An 18,483-nucleotide genomic window follows, 5' to 3' on the forward strand; every position below is an offset into this window, starting at 1 on the left:
AGTCAGTCGGTGTCTTCGTGGATCTCGTCGTGCAGCCGGGCCGTGGAGCGCCTCCGCCCGCCGGCCGGATCGTCCAGTGCCGAGCCGAAGGCCCGGTCCCAGTCGATGTCAACGCCCCTGAGGCCGGTCGAGCCACCGCCCGCCCGCGTCAGCGGCTCGAAGACCTCGATCACTCTACGGGCCATCCGTGAGCGCCCCTCCTGGACCGCCTCCATCACGGAGGCGGCCAGTTGAGGGCCCGTCATGTTCAGGTACTTGTTGTCCGGGAACTTCAGTGCCGTCAGCTCACCCTGCGGGCCCACGGTGACCTCGACCGCGCGGTCCCGTGAACGAGTGGTGGCCGAGGCCTGGCCGAGTTCGCCCTCGGCCCGCACGACGGCCTCCTGCACCGCCGTCAGTTCGGCCATGGCCTGGGCCAGCTTCGCTTCCATCGACTCGCTCAACGGACACCTCTCCGAATACTGCTGTGGATACGTTCGCGCCGGGGGCCCGCCCCGGTAGCGGTCATCGTCCGATCACCGCGGGAGCGCCACCCTCGTCCGTGCCCCATACGTCCTCGTCCTCCGGCACCCACGAGTCACGGGCACGCTCACCGCTCTCGGTCTGGGTCCGGCCGGAGTCGCCGCCCGCTCCGGCGCCGCCGCCCATCGGCCCGAGGAAGGGGGTGCGGCCCGCGGTGGGGCCGCCGGCCGCCACGCGCACCTCGTCGTCCGCGTACCGGCCGCCGCGGGGAGCGCCCGCGCCGGGACGGGGACGGCGGTTGTTGACCACTTCGCCGTCGATCACGTTACGGACGCGCTCGCCGGAGTCGGACTGGCCGCCGCCCTTGCCGCCCATGCCACCTCCCATGCCGCCGCCCATACCGCCGCCCATGCCGCCACCGCCACCGCCGCCCGTCGGCGAGCCGGTCGCGCCCGTGCCGCCACCGGCCGCCGCGCCCGAGCCGCCCATGCCGTCGGCGGTGGGGCCGGGGAACGAGCCGCTGTTCAGGAACGGGCGGTTGTGGCTCGGCGCGGCCGCCGCATCCGCGCCCCCGCTGCCGCCCAGGGGCGATTCGTAGGGGTTCTCGTCGAACAGCTCCTCCTCGTAGGAGTGGGAGTCGTACGAGGGGGCCGTGAAGTCGAGCGAGCCGTTGTTGAGGTGGCCGGAGCCGAAGGACGAGCCGGCGTCGTCGACGTATCCGGAGGTCGTCGAGCCGTCCGGGTGGGTGACCGTGGTGGTGCCGGTGTCCGGGTTGATCGTCTGGGTGGAGCCGTCCGGGTAGTCCGTGACCACGTTGCCGCCGGAGTCCAGGTGCGTGGTGCTGCCGCCGGGGTTGGACAGCAGGTCACCGGTGTTGAGCGGTCCCGAGCTGGTCGAACCGTCGGGGCCCGTCAGGGTCGAGGAGTGGGTGACCGGGTCGATCGTGGTGGTGGAGCCGTCCGGGAACTCGGTGATCACCCGGCCGCTGGAGTCGATGTGCGACTCGCCTCCGCCGGGGATGTCCAGGGCGCCGTCGTTGACGGGCCCGGAGATGTGGGTGGACGTCAGATCGGGCAGCTCGCCGCCGTTCAGGACTTCCCGGCGGGTGCTGTCGTACTTGGCCTCCGCCTCGGCCTGCTTCTTCTCCTGCTCCTGCCGGACCTCGTCCTGCTTGGTCTCGGCTTCCTCCTGCCGCTGCTCCTGCTCGGACCGGTACTGGTCCTGCTTGGCCTCCTGCTCCTCGCGGATCCGGTCCTGCTTGGCCTCCTGCTCCTTGCGGATCTGGTCCTGCTTGGCCTCCTGCTCCTCCTGTTTGGCCTCCTGCTTCGCCTGGGCCTCGGCCTGCTTCTGCTCGGCCTCCTTCTCCTTGGCCTCCTGCTTGGCCTCCTGCTCGGCCTGCTTCTTCTCCTGCTCCTCCTGCTGCTGCTCCTGGCGCTCCTCCTGCTCGGTGCGGATGCGGTCCTGCTTCTTCTCCTGCTCGGCCTGCTTGGCCTCCTGCTCCTTCTCCTTGGCCTCCTGCTTGGCCTCCTGCTCGGCCTCCTTCGCCTCCTGCTTGGCCTCCGCCTCGGCCGCCTTCTTCTCCTGCTCCTTCTCCTTGGCCTCCTGCTCCGCCTTGGCCTGGGCCTCCTTGGCGTCCTGCTCCTTCTTCGCCTTCTCCTGTTCGGCCTTGGCCTGCTTCATCTGGAGGATCTGCATGTTCTCCGAACGAGCCTGTGCCGCGGCCTGCTTGGCCTCCTGCTCCTTGCGGATCTCCTCCTGCTTCTTCTCCTGTTCGGCCTGCTTGGCCTCCTGTTCCTTCTCCTTGGCCTCCTGCTTGGCCTCCTGCTCCTTCTCCTTGGCCTCCTGCTTGGCCTCCTGCTCGGCTTCCTTCGCCTCCTGCTTGGCCTCCTGCTCGGCCTGCTTCTGCTCGGCCGCCTTCTCCTTGGCGTCCTGCTCCGCCTTGGCCGCCTTCTCCTTCGCCTCCTGCTCGGCCTTGGCCTTGGCCTCCTTCTCCTCGGCCTCCTTCTCCTTGCGCTCCTGCTCCTCCTTGGCCGCCTTCTCCTTCGCCTCCTGCTCGGCCTTGGCCGCGGCCTCCTTGGCCTCCTGCTCGGCCTTGTCCTTCAGCCGCTGCGCCTCCGCCTTGGCGGCCTGGTCCTTCTGCCACTGGATGAACGCCGCCTGCTGGGCCGCTGCGTCATCGGCGGCGGCCTTGGCGTCGGCCGCGTCCTTCGCCGCCTTCTCCTCCGCGACATCGGCCTTGTCGTCCTTGTAGTCCGACTCAAGGGTGCTGCTGCTGCCCCGGGACTTCACTTCCCCCAGGTCGAACTCGCTGTTGCTCCAGCCGTTACGCACCTTCTCCATGGCATCGATCGCGGCCTTGTCGAGCTGGTCGATGACCGTCTGCTGCCACATCTCGACAGCCTTGTTCCCGATGTTCAGCCAGGTCCCGAGCTCCTTGAGCTCACCGAACTTCTGCGGCTGAACAACCATTTCCCCGTCATAGGAAGAGATCTTCTCGATGGCGGCCTCGTTGTCGAAATTGTCCTCCGCGATGTAGTTCGTGTAGTAGTACTCCCCGGCGCCATCGATCTCATAAGTGATCTTCGTTATGTTGTGGTCCCACACATGGTTCATCACCGCGGTGAGCAGCGTGTTCAACAGGATCAGCGGGTTCCCGTACCGCCATTCCCACTTGGTCCATGCGCTGTGCAGATCTGTCACGGCATCGCTGAAGTCCTTCTTCGCCGCCCTGATCTCATTGCCCTGCTTCGAATAGCCGGTACCCGAAGTCATGTCCTCGGCATAGTCCGAATACTGCTTGTTCACCTTGTGGACGAGGTCCCAGAAGACACCGGCGGCCTTGCCGCGCCAGGCGTCGTTCTTCTCCGTGCCGACCCTGCTCTGCCACTCCTCCACCAGCTCCTGCTGACTGGCGAAGAACTGGGCGACCCGGTCGAAGGAGCCGGCCACCACGTCGAAGTTGCCGAGGGTGACGGAGTCGGCGTCGTCCACGGGCTTGCCGCCCCAGCTGAAGCCGTAGGTGCCGTACTTCTCGTTGTTGTGCAGCTCCTCCAGCGCCAGTCCGGTGCCGAAGGCGTACTGGGTGAGCGGCGTCGTGTCCCAGGTGGGCTTGCCGTCCATTCCCAGGTGGCCGTCGATATGGCTGGAGAACTGCCCGCCCTCGTAGTACCCCTGGCTCGGGCTCTTTCCGTCGCCCGAGTTGCCGAGCATCGTGATCCGCGCCTTGTGCATCGTCACATCGGAGCCCGCACCACCCGAGGAGTGGTAGAAGGGGATGACGAAGTCGGTGCTCTGGATCTTGTAACCGGCGTTGTCCGTCAGCCAGTTCATGTCCTCGGTGTCGACGTAGTCGACGTACCCGACGTCGGAGATCTCCACCTTCATCAACGGAATGCCCTCGTTGCCGACCAGGGTGTCGAAGAGGTCACTTCGGGCCGGCGCCTTGTATCCCGTGAAGAAGTGGGCCGCCTCCGCCCACTTGTCATTGGCACTGGTGAGTTTGTTGGTGATCTTGCTGGAGTCGAGCGCCATGCCAGGATGCCTTTTCGGTCGGCGCGGATGATGGGGAGATCGGGCCAGGGGGCACCGCCTTGCGGCGGCACGCCGGAATGACCCCGGGCATCACGCGGTCATGACGCCCTCACGGGGAATCCGCGGCGGGCACGGGCGGGCCGGCGGTGGCGCGCGGGCTCAGTCGTCGTCATCGTCGTCCCCGCCACCGCCGCCCGAGTCACCGGTGCCCTCGGAGAGGATGTCGTCCACACCCTCGAAGAAGTCGACGAACTTCTTCCCGTCGATCTTCTCCAGGTTGTCGCCCTGTGCCTTGAACATCTCCTCGATGGTGTCCTCGAGGTTGTCCTCGATCTCCTCGAAGAGCTCGATCTGGAACTTGAGGATCTCGTCGATCTGATCCACCATCGCGTTCAGGGACTTGACCAGGTAGCCGCCGTTGGTCCGGCCGTCCTTGTCACCCGCCATCACGCCGATGGCCAGCGGCACCTTCTGCCCGTCGTAGAAGCCCTGCGCCTTCTTCGAGCCGTCGTCCCCGCCCTGGAGATTGGGAATCCCCGGTACCGGCGTCCCGTCCGGGGCGTCCCCGTCCTCCTTGATCTTCTTGACCGCGGCGAGGAACGGCTTGACGTCGTTGTCGAGAAAGCCCTGCAGCCAGGCCTTGTTGAGATTGACTGGGGGTTTGTCGGCCATTGCTCACTACTCCTGTTTTTCTTGGGTTTCCACCGGCTTCGGGGCGTTTCGCGGATCTCCGTGGGGCGTTGGCGCACCGCCCCACGGACGCGGGCGGCCGCTCGCGTGACGCACACGCGGACGGCCGCCCGAAGAGACACAGGGGGCGTGTCGCCCTACGGCAGGTCAGCTGCCGATACGGACGCTCTCCCACAGCGAGGTCAGGGACTTCTCGCTGTACTGGTAGGTGTCGGAGACGTCGTTCAGCAGGGCCGAGTTCTCGGCCAGGATGCGCTTCATCTCCTGGACCGCGTGGTCCCAGGCCGCCTGCTTCTGGCCGTACACCGCCTTGTCGTCACCTTCCCAGGTGCGCTGGAGCTCCTGGAGCTCCGCCTCCAGGTTGGTGAGGATGCTGTCGATCGCCTTGGTCTGGTGGACCATGTCGTCGGCGGCGTTCTGCATGTGGGAGTAGTCGACGTAGATCTGGCCGTCGGTGAAGTCAAGCGGGGGGGTCATGGTCGTCCTCGTCTCGCGGCGGTTGCTTCGGGATGGGGGTCGTGCCGAGCCGGGTGCCGGTCACAACGCCCGGTGCGGGGGCGGTCGTCAGCTGCCGGCGGTGGAGCCCGCCAGGGCGTTGAAGATCTCCTCGGCGCGGCCCTGCGCCTGCTGGATGGACTCGTTCGCGGTGGACTGCTGGATGCCCTGCGCGCGCATCGTCTCCTCCAGCGTCCCGATCATGTCGCGGAGGTTCTTGGAGATGATCTCCGCCTGCGAGTCCCACCGGTCGAGCAGGTTCTGGAACGCGCCACCGTCGCTACCCGCGTATCCGGAGGACAGGTTGTGCTTCATGTTCTCCACGTCCTGCCGGCTGTTCTGGACGCCGCTGAAGGCCATTTCCAGAGCCGTGACACCGTTCTGTGTCGCTGACGCCAGTGACTGCTGTCCGCCTGTACCTGCCATATGCCTGTGCCTCCTGGAGTGTCGCCGCGCCGACCGTCGGTTCCGGGCGGCGCGATGCGTGTACGGACGCGGCCGGAGGACCGGCGTCCGGACGGGATGGACAAAGGGAGCCTAAGGACAGGTCAGTTGAGAGCTCAATGGCCTGAGGCACCCTTTTCGCTCCAACCCGGTGTTTCGGCCGATTCGCGAGAGCGATTCGGCCTCGCCGTCAGTTGTGTCCCTGTACGTAGGCGTAGTTGTGCTTTCACTTACCAGGACGCCCGTCGCGCACGTCCCGTTTCGCCGCCGGGGGGACTTTCTCTCGCGTCACACGATGTTCATCTCCCCCGCCACCACGATGTGCCACTCGCGCGTCACGGTGCGGTGCGCCGTGCGACGTTCCTGTTTCCGGGTGCTCACTTCCGCTCGCAGCGTGGCGTCGTGTTCGCGCTCCGGCCCATCGCGGCGGCCTCCTTGGTCAGGTCCGGGCCCGTCGGCAGCATCGCGAGCAGCGGCGCGGGCAGTCCGCGCGCCTGGGCCTGCGAGTAGCCGAGGGCCGTGAGCGCGTCCACCGTCCCCACCCGGTACTTCATCCCGGTGTCCGTCACCAGGTAGACGGTGGTGCCGAGCGGGCTCCCGCCCGCCCCGAGCGCGCGCACCAGGGATCCGGCACCCGGCTGCACGGTGACCGTGCCGACCGGCATGCACGCGGGAGTGAGCCCCTCGGGCGGTGCCTGCGAGGCCGGGCCCAGGGTGCCCGTCCCGGTCATGGCCACGCTGATCCGGGGACCGCGCTCGCCGGGCTCGACCCGTACGCAGACGGTGCGGTCCTCGCCGAGGGCCACCGCTTCCGGCGGCGCCGCGGGCAGGTCCGGGTCCTGTGCGCTCTCGCCCGCGCCCGGGGCCAGCCGCCCGCTCAGCACGTCCGCGCCCAGCGCGGTCACCTTCGCAGCGCCGCCCCCGTACACCTTCTGCCGGGTCTCCGGGTCGCCGAGCACGAGCGCGGCGCCGGTCGCGGTGAGGGGGCTCAGGCCCTCCTTGCGGAGCAGGTAGTAGCGGTCGGCGGAGCCGGGCACGGTGACCCGGAACACCTCGCCGATGCGGGTCTTCCGGCCGCCCAGCGAGGGCCCGTCCTGCCCCTTGCCCGGCACGTCGGGCGCGCTCAGGTCGGGCCCCGAGGGCAGGGCGTTCAGGAAGGGCGCCGAGACGGGGACCCTCGGGGTGGTTCCGTAGCCGAGGGCCTCGCGGGCGCGGCCGTCCGCGTCGAGCCGGAGCTTGCTGCCCCGCCACACCAGATAGCCGGCCTTGTCCGGGCCCGTCACCAGCATCGCCTGGTCGGTGGGCAGCCCCGCGGCGTCGGCCTCCACGCCCACCGCGACGGTGGTGGCCGTCGAGGCGGTCGCACCGCCCGAGCAGACCTGCCACGGACCGGTGTCCAGGTCCGTGCTCGCGGGCAGCGCGTCCGGCGCACCGCTGATTCCGATCGGCGCCCCGTGCGGCGTACCGCTCAGGGAGCCGCTGCCGACGGAGGTCGCCTTCATGTCGGCGCCCCCGAGCAGCCGCGCGGAGGCGTAGTTGCGCACCGGGCGCAGCCGGCCATCCAGGTAGAGGTAGCGGGAGCCGGTGTCCTTGTTCACGACGAGGGTTCCGGCGGTCTGCCAGGAGTCCGTGCTGCCGGGCTTGAGCAGACCGAGGACGAACGACCCCGCCGACAGCAGGACGGCGATCACGATGCCGATCACCACGCCCCGGTTGGTCCGGCCCTGTGGGCTCTCGGGGGCGTCCGGATCCGCGCGCAGCATGCCGGAGGTCAGCCGGCCCATGACGAACATGTGCGCCTGGACCTGGTCGCGTTTGGACTGCATCGCAGTGTGTCTCCCTTCCGGTCAGCCGTTGATGGACCGCAGGGTGCTGTACACGCCGAGCACCCAGAGCGCGAGCGGCAGCATGCTGATCGCGAGCGCCGAGTGCAGCAGTTCCCCGGCGCGGCCCCAGTACGGCACGAGCCGGCGCCCGGGGACGGTCCAGGCGGCGATCGCGACCGCCGCCGTGACGGCGAGCAGCCCCGCGGCCGTCACCAGCCGGTTGGCGGGCGAGGCGGCCGGGGCGGCGACCAGCACCAGCAGGATGAGCCCGCTCACGCCCGGGACCACCAGCGACATGCGCTGCCAGATGTTGCCCAGCCCCCGCGCGTGCAGGATGAGCAGCAGGGACAGGGCCACCGTCATGATGATCTCGGCGAGTTCGTCCTCCCGGCCCAGTACGACGACGCATCCGAGGCCGACGACGCCCACCGCCCCGTACAGCGCGGTCATCCAGCCGTCGGCGAGGACCGCGCGGGCCGAGACCACGGAGGTGGCGTGCGGCTCGATGCCCTCCTGCAGCTGCTGGGCGTTGGTCGGCAGCGGTGGCATCCGCATCCCGGACATCCGGAACGCCAGTGTGGGCACGAAGGCGCCGAGGATGACCGCCAGGACGGCGACGATGCCGGCGGCGTGCACGGGTGCCAGGTCCGTCACGATGAGCAGCACGGCGACCAGGGCCGCGAACGCCGAGATGACCGCGACGCCCAGGAACAGTGCGGCGAACGCGGCCACGACGGCGAGGGCGAGGACCGCCCCGCCCGCCGCTGCGGCGCCCGCGGCGAGCAGCCGCGCGCCCAGCGTCTCGTACGCGTGCGGCCCGCTGAGTTCGCCGCCCGGCAGCAGCCAGCCGGCCAGCGCCAGATAGGGCGCCACCATGAAGCCCAGTGCGGCGCCGGCGCCGGCGTCCCCGACCGCCCGGCTCGCCGCGCCGGCGCCCGCGAGCAGCAACAGGCCCGCCGCGGTGGCGAACACGGCCCGGGTCGGCGCGGAGCCGCCGGGCCACGCGATCACCACCATGCCGCCGACGAGCACCGCGACCGCGATGCCGAGCAGGACCCAGCGGCTGACCTTGGGGTTCCAGCCGTAGGGGTGGTCCCTCATCGTCGTGGAGATGCCGTCGACCAGGTCGTCCAGGTGCACCTCGGGCAGGGCGTCGGTGCGCGGTCTGAGGTAGAGGGTGTCGCCGTCGCGCAAACCGTAGGAGTCGAGGGTGCGTTCCTCGTCCAGGGGTTCGCCGCCGAGCCGCTGGAGCACCCAGCCGCCGTGGTCGATGCCGGCCTCTTCGAGGTCGTCGCCGGCGTATCCGAGCACCGCCGGCAGCAGGTCCGACACGGGGACGTCGGCGGGGACGGCGAGATCGATGCTCCTGGCCGGGGCTCGTACCGTCAGACGGCACAGCTCGGCCACCTGAGTGTCAGTCATCGGGATGGCTCACGCTTCTCCGGTTACTGCTGAGAACGGGCAGGGGAACGCCGGCTGACGGCCCGCCGGTGTTCACTGGTGCCGGACGCGTCCCAAAGCCCCGGGAAAGGGCCGGTTGCTGGCGGTCGCCGTAATGATCGTAGTATCAGCCGCCTGTTGTGGGCGATGTGGCCCGTGGCACCGAATGTGATGTGACCGTCGGCGCACCAGGTGTCCGACGCTGAATTCGGCGTGGCGAATGACACGGGAGGCCGCGTGACAAATTCGCCGCCCGGTACGGAAATCGGCGTGGTCCGGACGGTCCCGCGGCCCGCGGAACGACATGGCGCCGGCCTGCCGGCCGGTGGCCGCGCGACCCGGCGGCGCCGTGATCCGGACCGGACGGGTTGCGGCGAGACTGTGACAGAGCGCCGCGCCGGCACGACGGTCCGGGCCCCCAAGTACCGGCCGTACCCGGCCCGGCACCGACGAGGGGCGACACCGGTGCCGTGCCGCCCCCGCCCCACCCCTGCCCCGTAAGGAGAAGGTTCCTTGAGTGTGGTCCTGTTCCGCCGACCGGCCCGACGCCGGGGGCCGGAGATGCCCGGCGGGGAGCTGAATCTCCAGGAACCGCCGGTACTCCCCGAGACGGTGCCCGACACCTCCGCCGTGTGGACGTATCTCCCCATGGCGATGATGTCGGTCTCCATGATGTTCATGTTCATGCGGCCCGGAATGACGCGGGGCAGCGGCGGATTCATCTACATCGCGCTGGGCATGATGGTGCTCGGCGCCGCCGCGATGTTCATCGGCCAGTTCATGCGCAAGGCCGGCGAACGCAAGCAGAAGCTGAAGGGCGAGCGCCGCGACTACCTGCGCTACCTCACCCAGATCCGGCGCAAGGTGCGCGGGGCCGTCGTGGACCAGCAGCGGGCCCTGGCCTGGCGCCACCCCGAGCCCGCCGCCCTGTGGTCGATGGTCGGCACCACCCGGCTGTGGGAACGCCGCCCGCGCGACGAGGACTTCGGCGAGGTCCGGGTGGCGGTCGGCGAGCAGAAGCTCGGCCTGAAGCTGACCCCGAACTCCAGCAACCCCGTCGAGGACCTGGAACCGCTCAGCGCGCACGCCCTGCGCAGCTTCATCCGCGCCTACTCAACGGTCCCCGAGCAGCCCATCGCGATCTACCTGCGGGCCTGGGCCCGGGTGCTGTTCCGGGGCGACGAGGAGCGGACCCGGTCCGTGGCCCGGTCCCTGGTCGCCCAACTGGCCACCTTCCACTCGCCGGACGACGTGTGGATCGTGCTCTGCGTCTCCGACGAGCGGCGCCCGGACTGGGAGTGGACGAAGTGGCTCCCGCACAGCCTCCACCCGCACGACGCGGACGGCGCGGGCCCGACCCGGATGACCGTCTCCGCCCTGGGCGAGCTGGAGGACCTGCTCGGACCGGAGTTCATGGAGCGGCCCCAGTTCGACCCGGACGCCGTACCCGGGCGCGAGGAGCCGTTCACCGTGATCGTGGTGGACGGCGGCACCGTCCCGGCCGGTCACCGCGCGGACGGTGCCGGCTTCCGCAACACCGTCGTACTGGACCTGGGCGGCGCGCTCACCTGGCGGCCCGGCCGCAGCACGCTCCGCTTCACCGTCGCCGAGGGCGACCTGGGGCTGGTGCGCACCGACCGCGAGCGCAAGGAGCAGACCACCACGCTCGGCAGCCCCGACAGCCTCGGGCTGGTGGGCGCCGCCTCGCTCGCACGGCGCCTCGCCCCGTACCGCATGGGCCTGGGCACCGCCTCGGACTCGTCCGAACCGCTGTCCGCCAACGTCGAGCTGACCGCGCTGCTCAACATCCCCGACCTGCACCGCCACGAACCGGAGACGCTGTGGCAGCAGCACACCGGCCCCAACCGGCTGAAGGTGCCGATCGCGGTCGGCGCGGACGGCGAGCCGGTGGAACTGGACATCAAGGAGTCCGCCCAGGGCGGCACCGGACCGCACGGCATGCTGATCGGCGCCACCGGCTCCGGCAAGAGCGAACTGCTGCGCACCCTGGTCCTCTCGCTCGCCCTGACGAACTCCTCGGAGACGCTCAACTTCGTCCTCGTCGACTTCAAGGGCGGTGCGACCTTCCTGGGTCTGGACGAACTCCCGCACACCTCGGCCGTCATCACCAACCTGGCCGGTGAGGCCGCGCTCGTCTCCCGGATGCAGGACGCCCTGCACGGTGAGCTGATGCGCCGCCAGGAACTGCTGCGGTCGGCCGGCAACTACACCTCGGCGCTCGACTACGAGAAGGCCCGCGCCTCGGGTGTGCCGCTGGAACCGCTGCCCAGCCTGTTCGTCGTCGTCGACGAGTTCAGCGAGCTGCTCGCCGCGCACCGCGAGTTCATGGAGCTGTTCGTGATGATCGGCCGCCTCGGCCGGTCCCTCGGGGTGCACCTGCTGCTCGCCTCGCAGCGTCTGGACGAGGGCCGGATGCACCAGCTGGAGAGCCATCTGTCGTACCGGATCGGTCTGCGCACGTTCTCCGCGATGGAGAGCCGAGGCGTCCTCGGAGTGCCGGACGCCTACCAGCTCCCGCCGCAGCCCGGCAGCGGCTACCTGAAGTCGGGCGTGGAGGCGCTGACCCGCTTCCGGGCCGCCTACGTCTCGGGCTCCTACCAGCAGCGCCGGGGCAGCGCCAACCAGGCTCGGGTGGCCAGCCAGACCGTGCCGTGGACCAACAGCTACGTCGTGCCGCGCCAGTTGCCGGACGCCCCGGAGCCGGAGCCCGCCCCCGACCAGGAGGAGACCGCCGACACCCTGCTGTCCGTCGCCGTCGAGCGGCTGCTGACCGCCGGGCCGCCGGCCCACCAGGTGTGGCTGCCGCCGCTGGATCTGCCCGCCACCCTGGACCAGGTGCTGCCGCCGCTCACCCCGGACCCCGAACTGGGCCTGACGTGCGCCGGATCACCGAACCGGGGCCGGCTCACCATCCCGATCGGCATCATCGACCGCCCCTTCGACCAGCTCCGGGACCTGCTGACCGTCGACCTCTCGGGCGCGGGCGGGCACATCGCCGTCGCGGGCGGCCCGCAGAGCGGCAAGAGCACCATGGTGCGCACGATCATGGCCACGCTGGCGCTCACCCACACCCCGCGCGAGGTGCAGTTCTACTGCCTCGACTTCGGCGGTGGCACGCTGGCCGGGCTGGCCGGACTGCCGCACGTCAGCGGGGTCGCGGCCCGCCTGGACACCGAGCGGGTCGGCCGTACGATCGCCGAGGTCACCACGCTCCTCGCGGAACGCGAGCGGTTCTTCCTGGACAACGGCATCGACTCGATGGCGAACTTCCGGCGCCGCCGGGCCGCCGGGGAGTTCCCCGAGCAACGGCACGGCGACGTGTTCCTCGTCATCGACGGCTGGTCGACCGTGCGCCAGGACTTCGACCGCTACATCCAGACGTTCGGCGCGATCGCCGCCCGGGGTCTCAACTACGGCATCCACCTGATCGTCACCACCGCCCGCTGGGTGGAGCTGACCTCGTCCATCCGGGACCAGGCGGCGACCCACCTGGAGCTGCGGATGGGCGACCCCATGGACTCCGAGATCGACATGCGGCGCGCCGCGACCGTGCCGAGGCTGCCGGGCCGGGGCCTGACCCGGGACGCCAAGCTGCACTACCTCACCGCGCTGCCGAGGATCGACGGCGCGGAGTCGGCGGACGACCTGTCCGACGGTGTGGCGGGTCTGGTGGCGGCGGTCCGGGAGAGCTGGCAGGGCCCGCCGGCCCCGCCGGTGCGGATGCTGCCGGCCAAGCTCCGGCTGGCCGACCTCCCGGCGCCCAAGGGCGACTTCAAGATGCCCATCGGCCTGGAGGAGGAGCGGCTGTCCACGGTGTGGCACGACTTCTCCGAGACCCCGCACATGATCGTGGTCGGCGACACCGAGAGCGGCAAGACCAACATGCTGCGGCTGACGGCCAAGGCCATCATGGACCGGTACAGCCCGGCCGAGGCCCGGATCATGGTCGTGGACTACCGCCGCGAGCTGGTGGAGGCGATCCCGGACGAGTACCGCCTGGGCCACGCGGTGTCGATGGACGCCCTGAAGGAGCTGATCGCGGGCGCCGCCCGCGCGGTCGCGGCCCGCGTACCGGGTCCGGAGATCAAGCCGGCCCGGATGCGCACCTGCGACTGGTGGGACGGGCCGAGGCTGTTCATCCTCGTGGACGACTACGACATGCTGGGCACCAGCGCGATGAACGCCCCGTTCGACCCGCTGCTGAACCACCTCGCCCTCGGGTACGAGGTCGGCCTGCACCTGGTCGTCGCCCGCTCCGCCGCCGGCGCGGGCCGGGGCCTGAGCGAACAGATGCTGCGCCGCATGCAGGAGGTCAACACCCCGACGCTGCTGCTGTCGTGCCCCCCGTCGGAGGGCTTCATCATGGGCAGCGTCAAGGGCCGCAACCTGCCCCCCGGCCGGGGTACGCGGGTCACGCGGCGCAAGCAGATCCAGGTGCAGACAGCGGTGCTGGAGGACGACACCGCGTCATAGCGGGGCCGCGAGGACGGGGCCGGCCGCCGGGCCGGCCCCGTCAGCTGCCCGCCGGGCGCCAGTTCCGGGCCCGGCCGCGCGGGATGACCACCGCACCGGCCGCCACCAGCAGCACCAGAGCGCCGCCCACACCCGCGATGACCAGGGCCCGGGTACGGGGCTGGGTCGACGGTGGGGGCGGGAGCACCGCCCGCTGCTGCTTGGGCGCCGCACCCCTGGCATCGGTCAGTACGGCCGTCAGCGCGGCGTACGGGTCGAGCCGGGGCGGCGACGCCGGGTAGGCCGCCTCCGTCAGCCGGCGCGAGACCTGGGCGGCCGTCAGCTCCGGGTAGCGGGCGCGTACCTGGGCCGCCGCGCCCGCGACGTGCGCGGCGGCGAACGAGGCGCCGGAGCCGATGAAATGGCCCGAGCCCTTCGGCCCGATGCTCACCACCACGTCGCCGGGCGCCGCCAGGTCCACCCCGCTCACCACCGGCGCGTTGGTGGGCCGCCCCCCGTCCGGGCCGTAGTCCGTCACGGACAGCGCGCCGGGCGCCGCCGCCGGCCAGTACCAGGGCGCCGGCTCCGTGTTCCTCGGCAGCGCGTCCGGCGCCGCCGGCGCCACCACCAGCGCGTCCTTGCCGCTCGCGTACGCGACGGCGTCCGTCAGCTGCGCCTTGCCGCCGTCCAGGGCCACGGCCACGTAGATGACGGAGACGCCCTCGTCCGCGGCCTGGCGTATCGCCTCGGCGACCTGGGAGGCCGTGGTGACGCCGCGCTCGTCCGTGCCCCGCACGGCCAGGATCCGGGCCTTGGGCGCCAGCCCCGCCGGACCGCCGTCCCCGCCGGGCTCCGCCGCGATCAGACCGGCCGCGAAGGTGCCGTGCCCGACGCAGTCCTCACCGGCCGCCCCCAGCGCGCTCACCCGCCCCGACAGCGCGGGCGCCGCCTTGGCCACGCCCGTGTCCACGACCGCGACCGTCGTCCCCGCGCCCTGGGAGAGCGGCCGGGCACGGGACGCGCCCAGGACCCCCATCGTCCAGGGCTCGGCCTCGGCCTTCTTGCCGGAGGCCACGGCGCAGGTGTCGTCCTCCGCCAGGACGGACCGCACGACGGGCAGCCCCACGGAGTCGGCCGACGCGGGCACGGCCGGCACGACGCCGACGACGCCCAGCGCGGCCGGGATCACGGTCATCAGCAAGGTGGCGGCCACGGCCGATGCGCGGGGGTGACGGCGGAGGCGAACTCGGGCACGGGGCATGGCGCGCATGATAGGCGCCGGAGGCCGGGTCGCGCGGAGCGGGACGTGGCCGGCGGCCGGTCACCGGGTGCGCGGGCCGGGTGCCGCCGCCGGCGGATCCGGTCCGAACGGGGCTGTCCCTCCTGGAACATCGCGCCACCGTTCCCGTAGCCTTCAGCGCGTGCGCACAGCCGTACGTACCCCGGACGCGAACCAGTCCCCGGCCGGTCCCCTGGGTGGGAGAGGCACGCGGCGGCGGCACCACAGCGAGGAGGACCGAGCGTGTCACGGCAGTTGCTCAGGGTCGGGTCGGAACAGCCGGACGGCTTCCGGACGATCGGTGATGCCCTGGACAAGGCGCGCACGGGTGCGGTGATCCGGGTCCACCCCGGCCGTTACCCGGAGAACCTCGTCGTCAGGACGCGGGTCACCATCGTCGCCGACGGCGATCCGGGCAGCGTCGAGATCTGCCCGCGCCGGGGCACCGCCGTGGTCCTGGTCGCCGACGCCGTCATGCTCACCGACCTGACCCTGCGCGGCGGGAGCGAGGACCTGCCGGTGGTCGACGTGCCGCGCGGCCAGGTCGCGATGGACGGCTGCACGGTCATCGGCTCCGGCTGGACGGCGGTCCTGGCCCGCGAGGAGGGCTCGCTCGCCATGCGCGACTGCCGGGTCAGCAACCCGAAGGGCGCCGGGGTCGTGGACTCCGCGCCCACGGGCAGCGTCATCGCCGGCTGCCTCATCGAGAACCTCGGCACCTCCGGCGTCGTCATCGGCGCGGAGGCGCGAACGACCGTACGGGACTGCCGGATCCGTGACGCCCGCGCCAACGGCGTGCTGACCTCCGACGAGGCGCAGGGCGTGGTGGAGGACTGCGACATCTCCGGCACGGACAAGCCGTCCATCGCCCTGGAGGGCCGCAGCGGCACCAGGGTCGTCCGCACCTCGGTGCACGACACCTCCGTCGGCGTCTACATCACCAGCTCCGCCCGCCCGATCCTGGAGCACGTCGCCGTGTCCGGCACCTCGGGCCCCGGCATCATGCTGGCCGCGAGCGCCGACCCCGAGTTCCTGAACTGCCGTACCGCACGCACCACCGGCAGCGGGCTCGCCGTCACCGAGCGTTCCCGGGGCACCTTCCAGGACTGCGAGTTCGACTCCGCGGCCGCTCCCGCGATCCGGGTGATCAACTCCAGCGCGCCCACCCTGACCGGCTGCGCGGTACGTGACTGCGCGGACACGAGCGGCGCCGTGCTGCTGGAGGAGGACTCCGCCGCGGAGTTCGACGACCTGCTGGTCGCGGACGCGGCCGGGGCCGGCATCCGGATACTCACCGGCGCCAACCCGCTGCTGCGCCGCGCCCGGGTCACCTCGCCGGGCGGCCACGGCGTCGAGGTGGCCGAGGACGGGCGCGGCCGGCTGGAGCACTGCGAGATCGACCGGGCGGGCGGCTCCGCGGTACGGATCGCCTCCGGCGGCAACCCCGAGATACGCGACACCGTCATGCGGGCGGCGACCGACACCACCGTGTCCGTCGGCTCGGAGGGCCTGGGCGCCCTGCGGGACTGCCGGATCGAGTCCGCCTCGGCCGGCGGCATCACGGTGGACTCCGGCGGTGAACTCACCGTGGTGCGGGCCCACATCACCGACTGCGGCGCCCACGGCGTCATGCTCTCCAACGGCTCCCGCGCCACGCTCACCTCCTCCCAGGTCATCGGCAGCGTCGGCGACGGCATCCGGATCGACAGCGCCGAGGCCATCACCGTCACCGGCTGCACCGTCCGCGACAACCGGGGCGCGGGTCTCAGGCAGACCCGGGTGAACGAGCGGCTCACGGTGGAGGACCTCAACAGCGCGGGCAACGTGGCCCCGGACGCGTGGGGCGACACCCTCCCGCCCGACGCCGCGAGCGGTGGGCCCGGCGAGCAGGCCAAGGGGCCCAGGGGCCCGCTGGAGGAGCTGGAGTCACTGGTCGGCCTCGCCGAGGTCAAGAGCCAGGTGCGTACGCTCGTCAACCTCACCCAGCTCAACGAGCGCCGCGCCCAACTGGGCATGCCGGTGCCGCAGATGAGCCGCCACCTGGTCTTCTCCGGACCGCCCGGCACCGGCAAGACGACGGTGGCCCGGCTGTACGGCGGCATCCTGGCGGATCTGGGCGTCCTGCGCTCCGGTCACCTGGTGGAGGTCTCCCGGGCCGATCTGGTCGCGCAGGTCATCGGCGGCACGGCCATCAAGACGACCGAGGCGTTCAACGAGGCCATCGGCGGGGTCCTGTTCATCGACGAGGCGTACACGCTGCTCTCCGACAGCAAGGGCTCCGGCGCCGACTTCGGCCGGGAGGCCGTGGACACGCTGCTGAAGCTGATGGAGGACCACCGCGACGAGGTGGCCGTCATCGCCGCCGGCTACACGGGCGAGATGGCCGCCTTCCTCTCCTCCAACCCGGGACTGGCCTCCCGCTTCACCCGCACCATCGAGTTCGCCAACTACGAGGTCGGCGAGCTGGTCACGATCACCGAGAGCCTGTGCGCGGCCCACCGCTACGCGCTGGACCCGCGGACCCTGGACACCCTCGCCTCGCACTACGAGCGGATGCCGCGCGACGCGTCGTTCGGTAACGGCCGCGCGGCGCGCCGCGTGTTCGAGGAGATGGTGGACCGGCAGGCGCTGCGGCTGAGCTCCATGAAGAACCCGGCGGAGAGCGACCTGACCCTCCTGCTGCCCGACGACGTGGCGCCGGACGCCGGAACCGCGGCGGACACCGGCCCCGGCTCCGAGGAACTGCTCGGCCGGCTCCACGCCATGATCGGTCTGACGGCGGTCAAGAACGAGGTGACCGCCCTGGTCAACCTGCTCAGCGCGACCCGGCAGCGGCGGGCCGCCGGACTGCCCACGCCGAAGATCAGCCAGCACCTCATCTTCTCCGGCCCGCCCGGCACCGGTAAGACCACGATCGCGCGCCTCTACGCCGATCTGCTGCGCTCCCTGGGCGTCCTGCCCAAGGGCCAGCTCGTCGAGGTGGCCCGCGCCGACCTGGTGGGCCGCTACGTCGGGCACACGGCCCAGCTCACCAAGGAGGCGTTCGAGAGCGCACTGGGCGGTGTGCTGTTCATCGACGAGGCGTACACGCTCACCCCGGAGGGCGCGACCTCCGACTTCGGCCGGGAGGCCGTCGACACGCTGCTGAAGCTGATGGAGGACCACCGCGACGAGGTCGTCGTCATCGCCGCCGGCTACACGCGCGAGATGCGCCGCTTCCTCGACTCGAACACGGGTCTGGCCTCGCGGTTCTCGCGGACGGTGGAGTTCGAGAACTACTCCACGGACGAGCTGCTGGAGATCCTGTCGAAGCAGGCCACCGGCTACGGCTACGACTGCGACCCGGAGGCGCTCACCGCGCTGCGCGGCTACATGGACGGCCTGCCCCGCGACCACGCCTTCGGCAACGCGCGCACGGCCCGGCAGATCCTGGAGACGATGATGACCCGGCAGGCCGGCCGGATCGGCGCCATGCCCGCGCCGGACCTGGACGACCTGCGGCTGCTGCTCCCGGAGGACCTGCCGCCGGAGACCGCCGGCACGCTGCGCTGAGCGCAGGGCGGGGAAGGAGTCAGGTCGGGGGAAGCGGCATCGGGGGGACAAGCCGCTCCCCCCGATGAGAACAGGGCCTTCCAGTCCTCGCCGCGATCGGGGGGTATGCCGCGGCGAGAACCCCACAGAGGGGCCCTGCTCCTCGCCCTGCGGATCTTCTGCCACATCCGCCGGGCTCGTCATCCATGGTGCCTCGTGCCGGGGGCCACCTGGGCGGGCGAAGGGCCTCGGTCACCGGGTCCTTGGTCCCTAAAGTCCGGATGAGTGATCGGAAACACCACGTGGATACGG

The 18,483-nt window shown here is 71.3% G+C and carries 10 protein-coding genes; 2 read left to right on the forward strand and 8 right to left on the reverse strand.

All coding sequences use genetic code 11. From position 1 onward, the window contains the following. Positions 1 to 2 precede the first annotated feature (2 nt). The 7 genes from ACGFU6_RS26650 to eccD all read right to left on the reverse strand — a co-directional run bounded on the left by ACGFU6_RS26650 (position 3) and on the right by eccD (position 8,870). Complete coding sequence (locus ACGFU6_RS26650) at positions 3 to 443, reverse strand: YbaB/EbfC family nucleoid-associated protein (RefSeq protein ID WP_393614464.1); 441 nt, start codon at positions 441 to 443, stop codon at positions 3 to 5. Positions 444 to 504: 61 nt separating this feature from the next. Then, the gene (locus ACGFU6_RS26655) at positions 505 to 3,993 is read right to left on the reverse strand and encodes an AAWKG family protein (protein ID WP_393614466.1); all 3,489 of its coding nucleotides are present in this window, start codon (positions 3,991 to 3,993) and stop codon (positions 505 to 507) included. A gap of 159 nt (positions 3,994 to 4,152) precedes the next feature. Beyond that, the gene (locus tag ACGFU6_RS26660) at positions 4,153 to 4,665 is read right to left on the reverse strand and encodes a type VII secretion system-associated protein (RefSeq protein WP_393614467.1); all 513 of its coding nucleotides are present in this window, start codon (positions 4,663 to 4,665) and stop codon (positions 4,153 to 4,155) included. A gap of 165 nt (positions 4,666 to 4,830) precedes the next feature. After that, entirely contained in the window at positions 4,831 to 5,160 is a 330-nt protein-coding gene (locus ACGFU6_RS26665) for a WXG100 family type VII secretion target (protein ID WP_393614469.1), read from the reverse strand. 87 nt (positions 5,161 to 5,247) lie between these two features. Continuing rightward, entirely contained in the window at positions 5,248 to 5,604 is a 357-nt protein-coding gene (locus ACGFU6_RS26670; protein WP_393614471.1) for a hypothetical protein, read from the reverse strand. Positions 5,605 to 5,999: 395 nt separating this feature from the next. Next, positions 6,000 to 7,448: a type VII secretion protein EccB gene (gene eccB / locus ACGFU6_RS26675; RefSeq protein ID WP_393614473.1), complete on the reverse strand. Its 1,449-nt coding sequence runs from the start codon at positions 7,446 to 7,448 to the stop codon at positions 6,000 to 6,002. Positions 7,449 to 7,469: 21 nt separating this feature from the next. Continuing rightward, positions 7,470 to 8,870, reverse strand: a complete 1,401-nt coding sequence (gene eccD / locus ACGFU6_RS26680; protein ID WP_393614475.1) for a type VII secretion integral membrane protein EccD — start codon at positions 8,868 to 8,870, stop codon at positions 7,470 to 7,472. A 537-nt stretch (positions 8,871 to 9,407) separates the two neighbouring features. On the opposite strand from eccD, the gene eccCa reads away from it, so the two are divergent. After that, positions 9,408 to 13,382 carry a type VII secretion protein EccCa gene (gene eccCa, locus ACGFU6_RS26685; RefSeq protein WP_393614578.1) on the forward strand — a complete coding sequence of 1,325 codons (3,975 nt, stop codon included), beginning with the start codon at positions 9,408 to 9,410 and terminating at the stop codon, positions 13,380 to 13,382. 40 nt (positions 13,383 to 13,422) lie between these two features. Here the strand turns inward: eccCa and ACGFU6_RS26690 are convergent, their stop codons facing one another. Next, the gene (locus ACGFU6_RS26690) at positions 13,423 to 14,631 is read right to left on the reverse strand and encodes a S8 family serine peptidase (RefSeq protein ID WP_393614476.1); all 1,209 of its coding nucleotides are present in this window, start codon (positions 14,629 to 14,631) and stop codon (positions 13,423 to 13,425) included. A gap of 252 nt (positions 14,632 to 14,883) precedes the next feature. Between ACGFU6_RS26690 and ACGFU6_RS26695 the strand changes: the two genes are divergently transcribed. Next, positions 14,884 to 18,192: a right-handed parallel beta-helix repeat-containing protein gene (locus ACGFU6_RS26695; protein WP_393614478.1), complete on the forward strand. Its 3,309-nt coding sequence runs from the start codon at positions 14,884 to 14,886 to the stop codon at positions 18,190 to 18,192. Positions 18,193 to 18,483: the final 291 nt, after the last annotated feature.

Origin of the sequence: Streptomyces sp. NPDC048462, from assembly GCF_043200175.1 — a bacterium.
Lineage (GTDB): Bacteria > Actinomycetota > Actinomycetes > Streptomycetales > Streptomycetaceae > Streptomyces.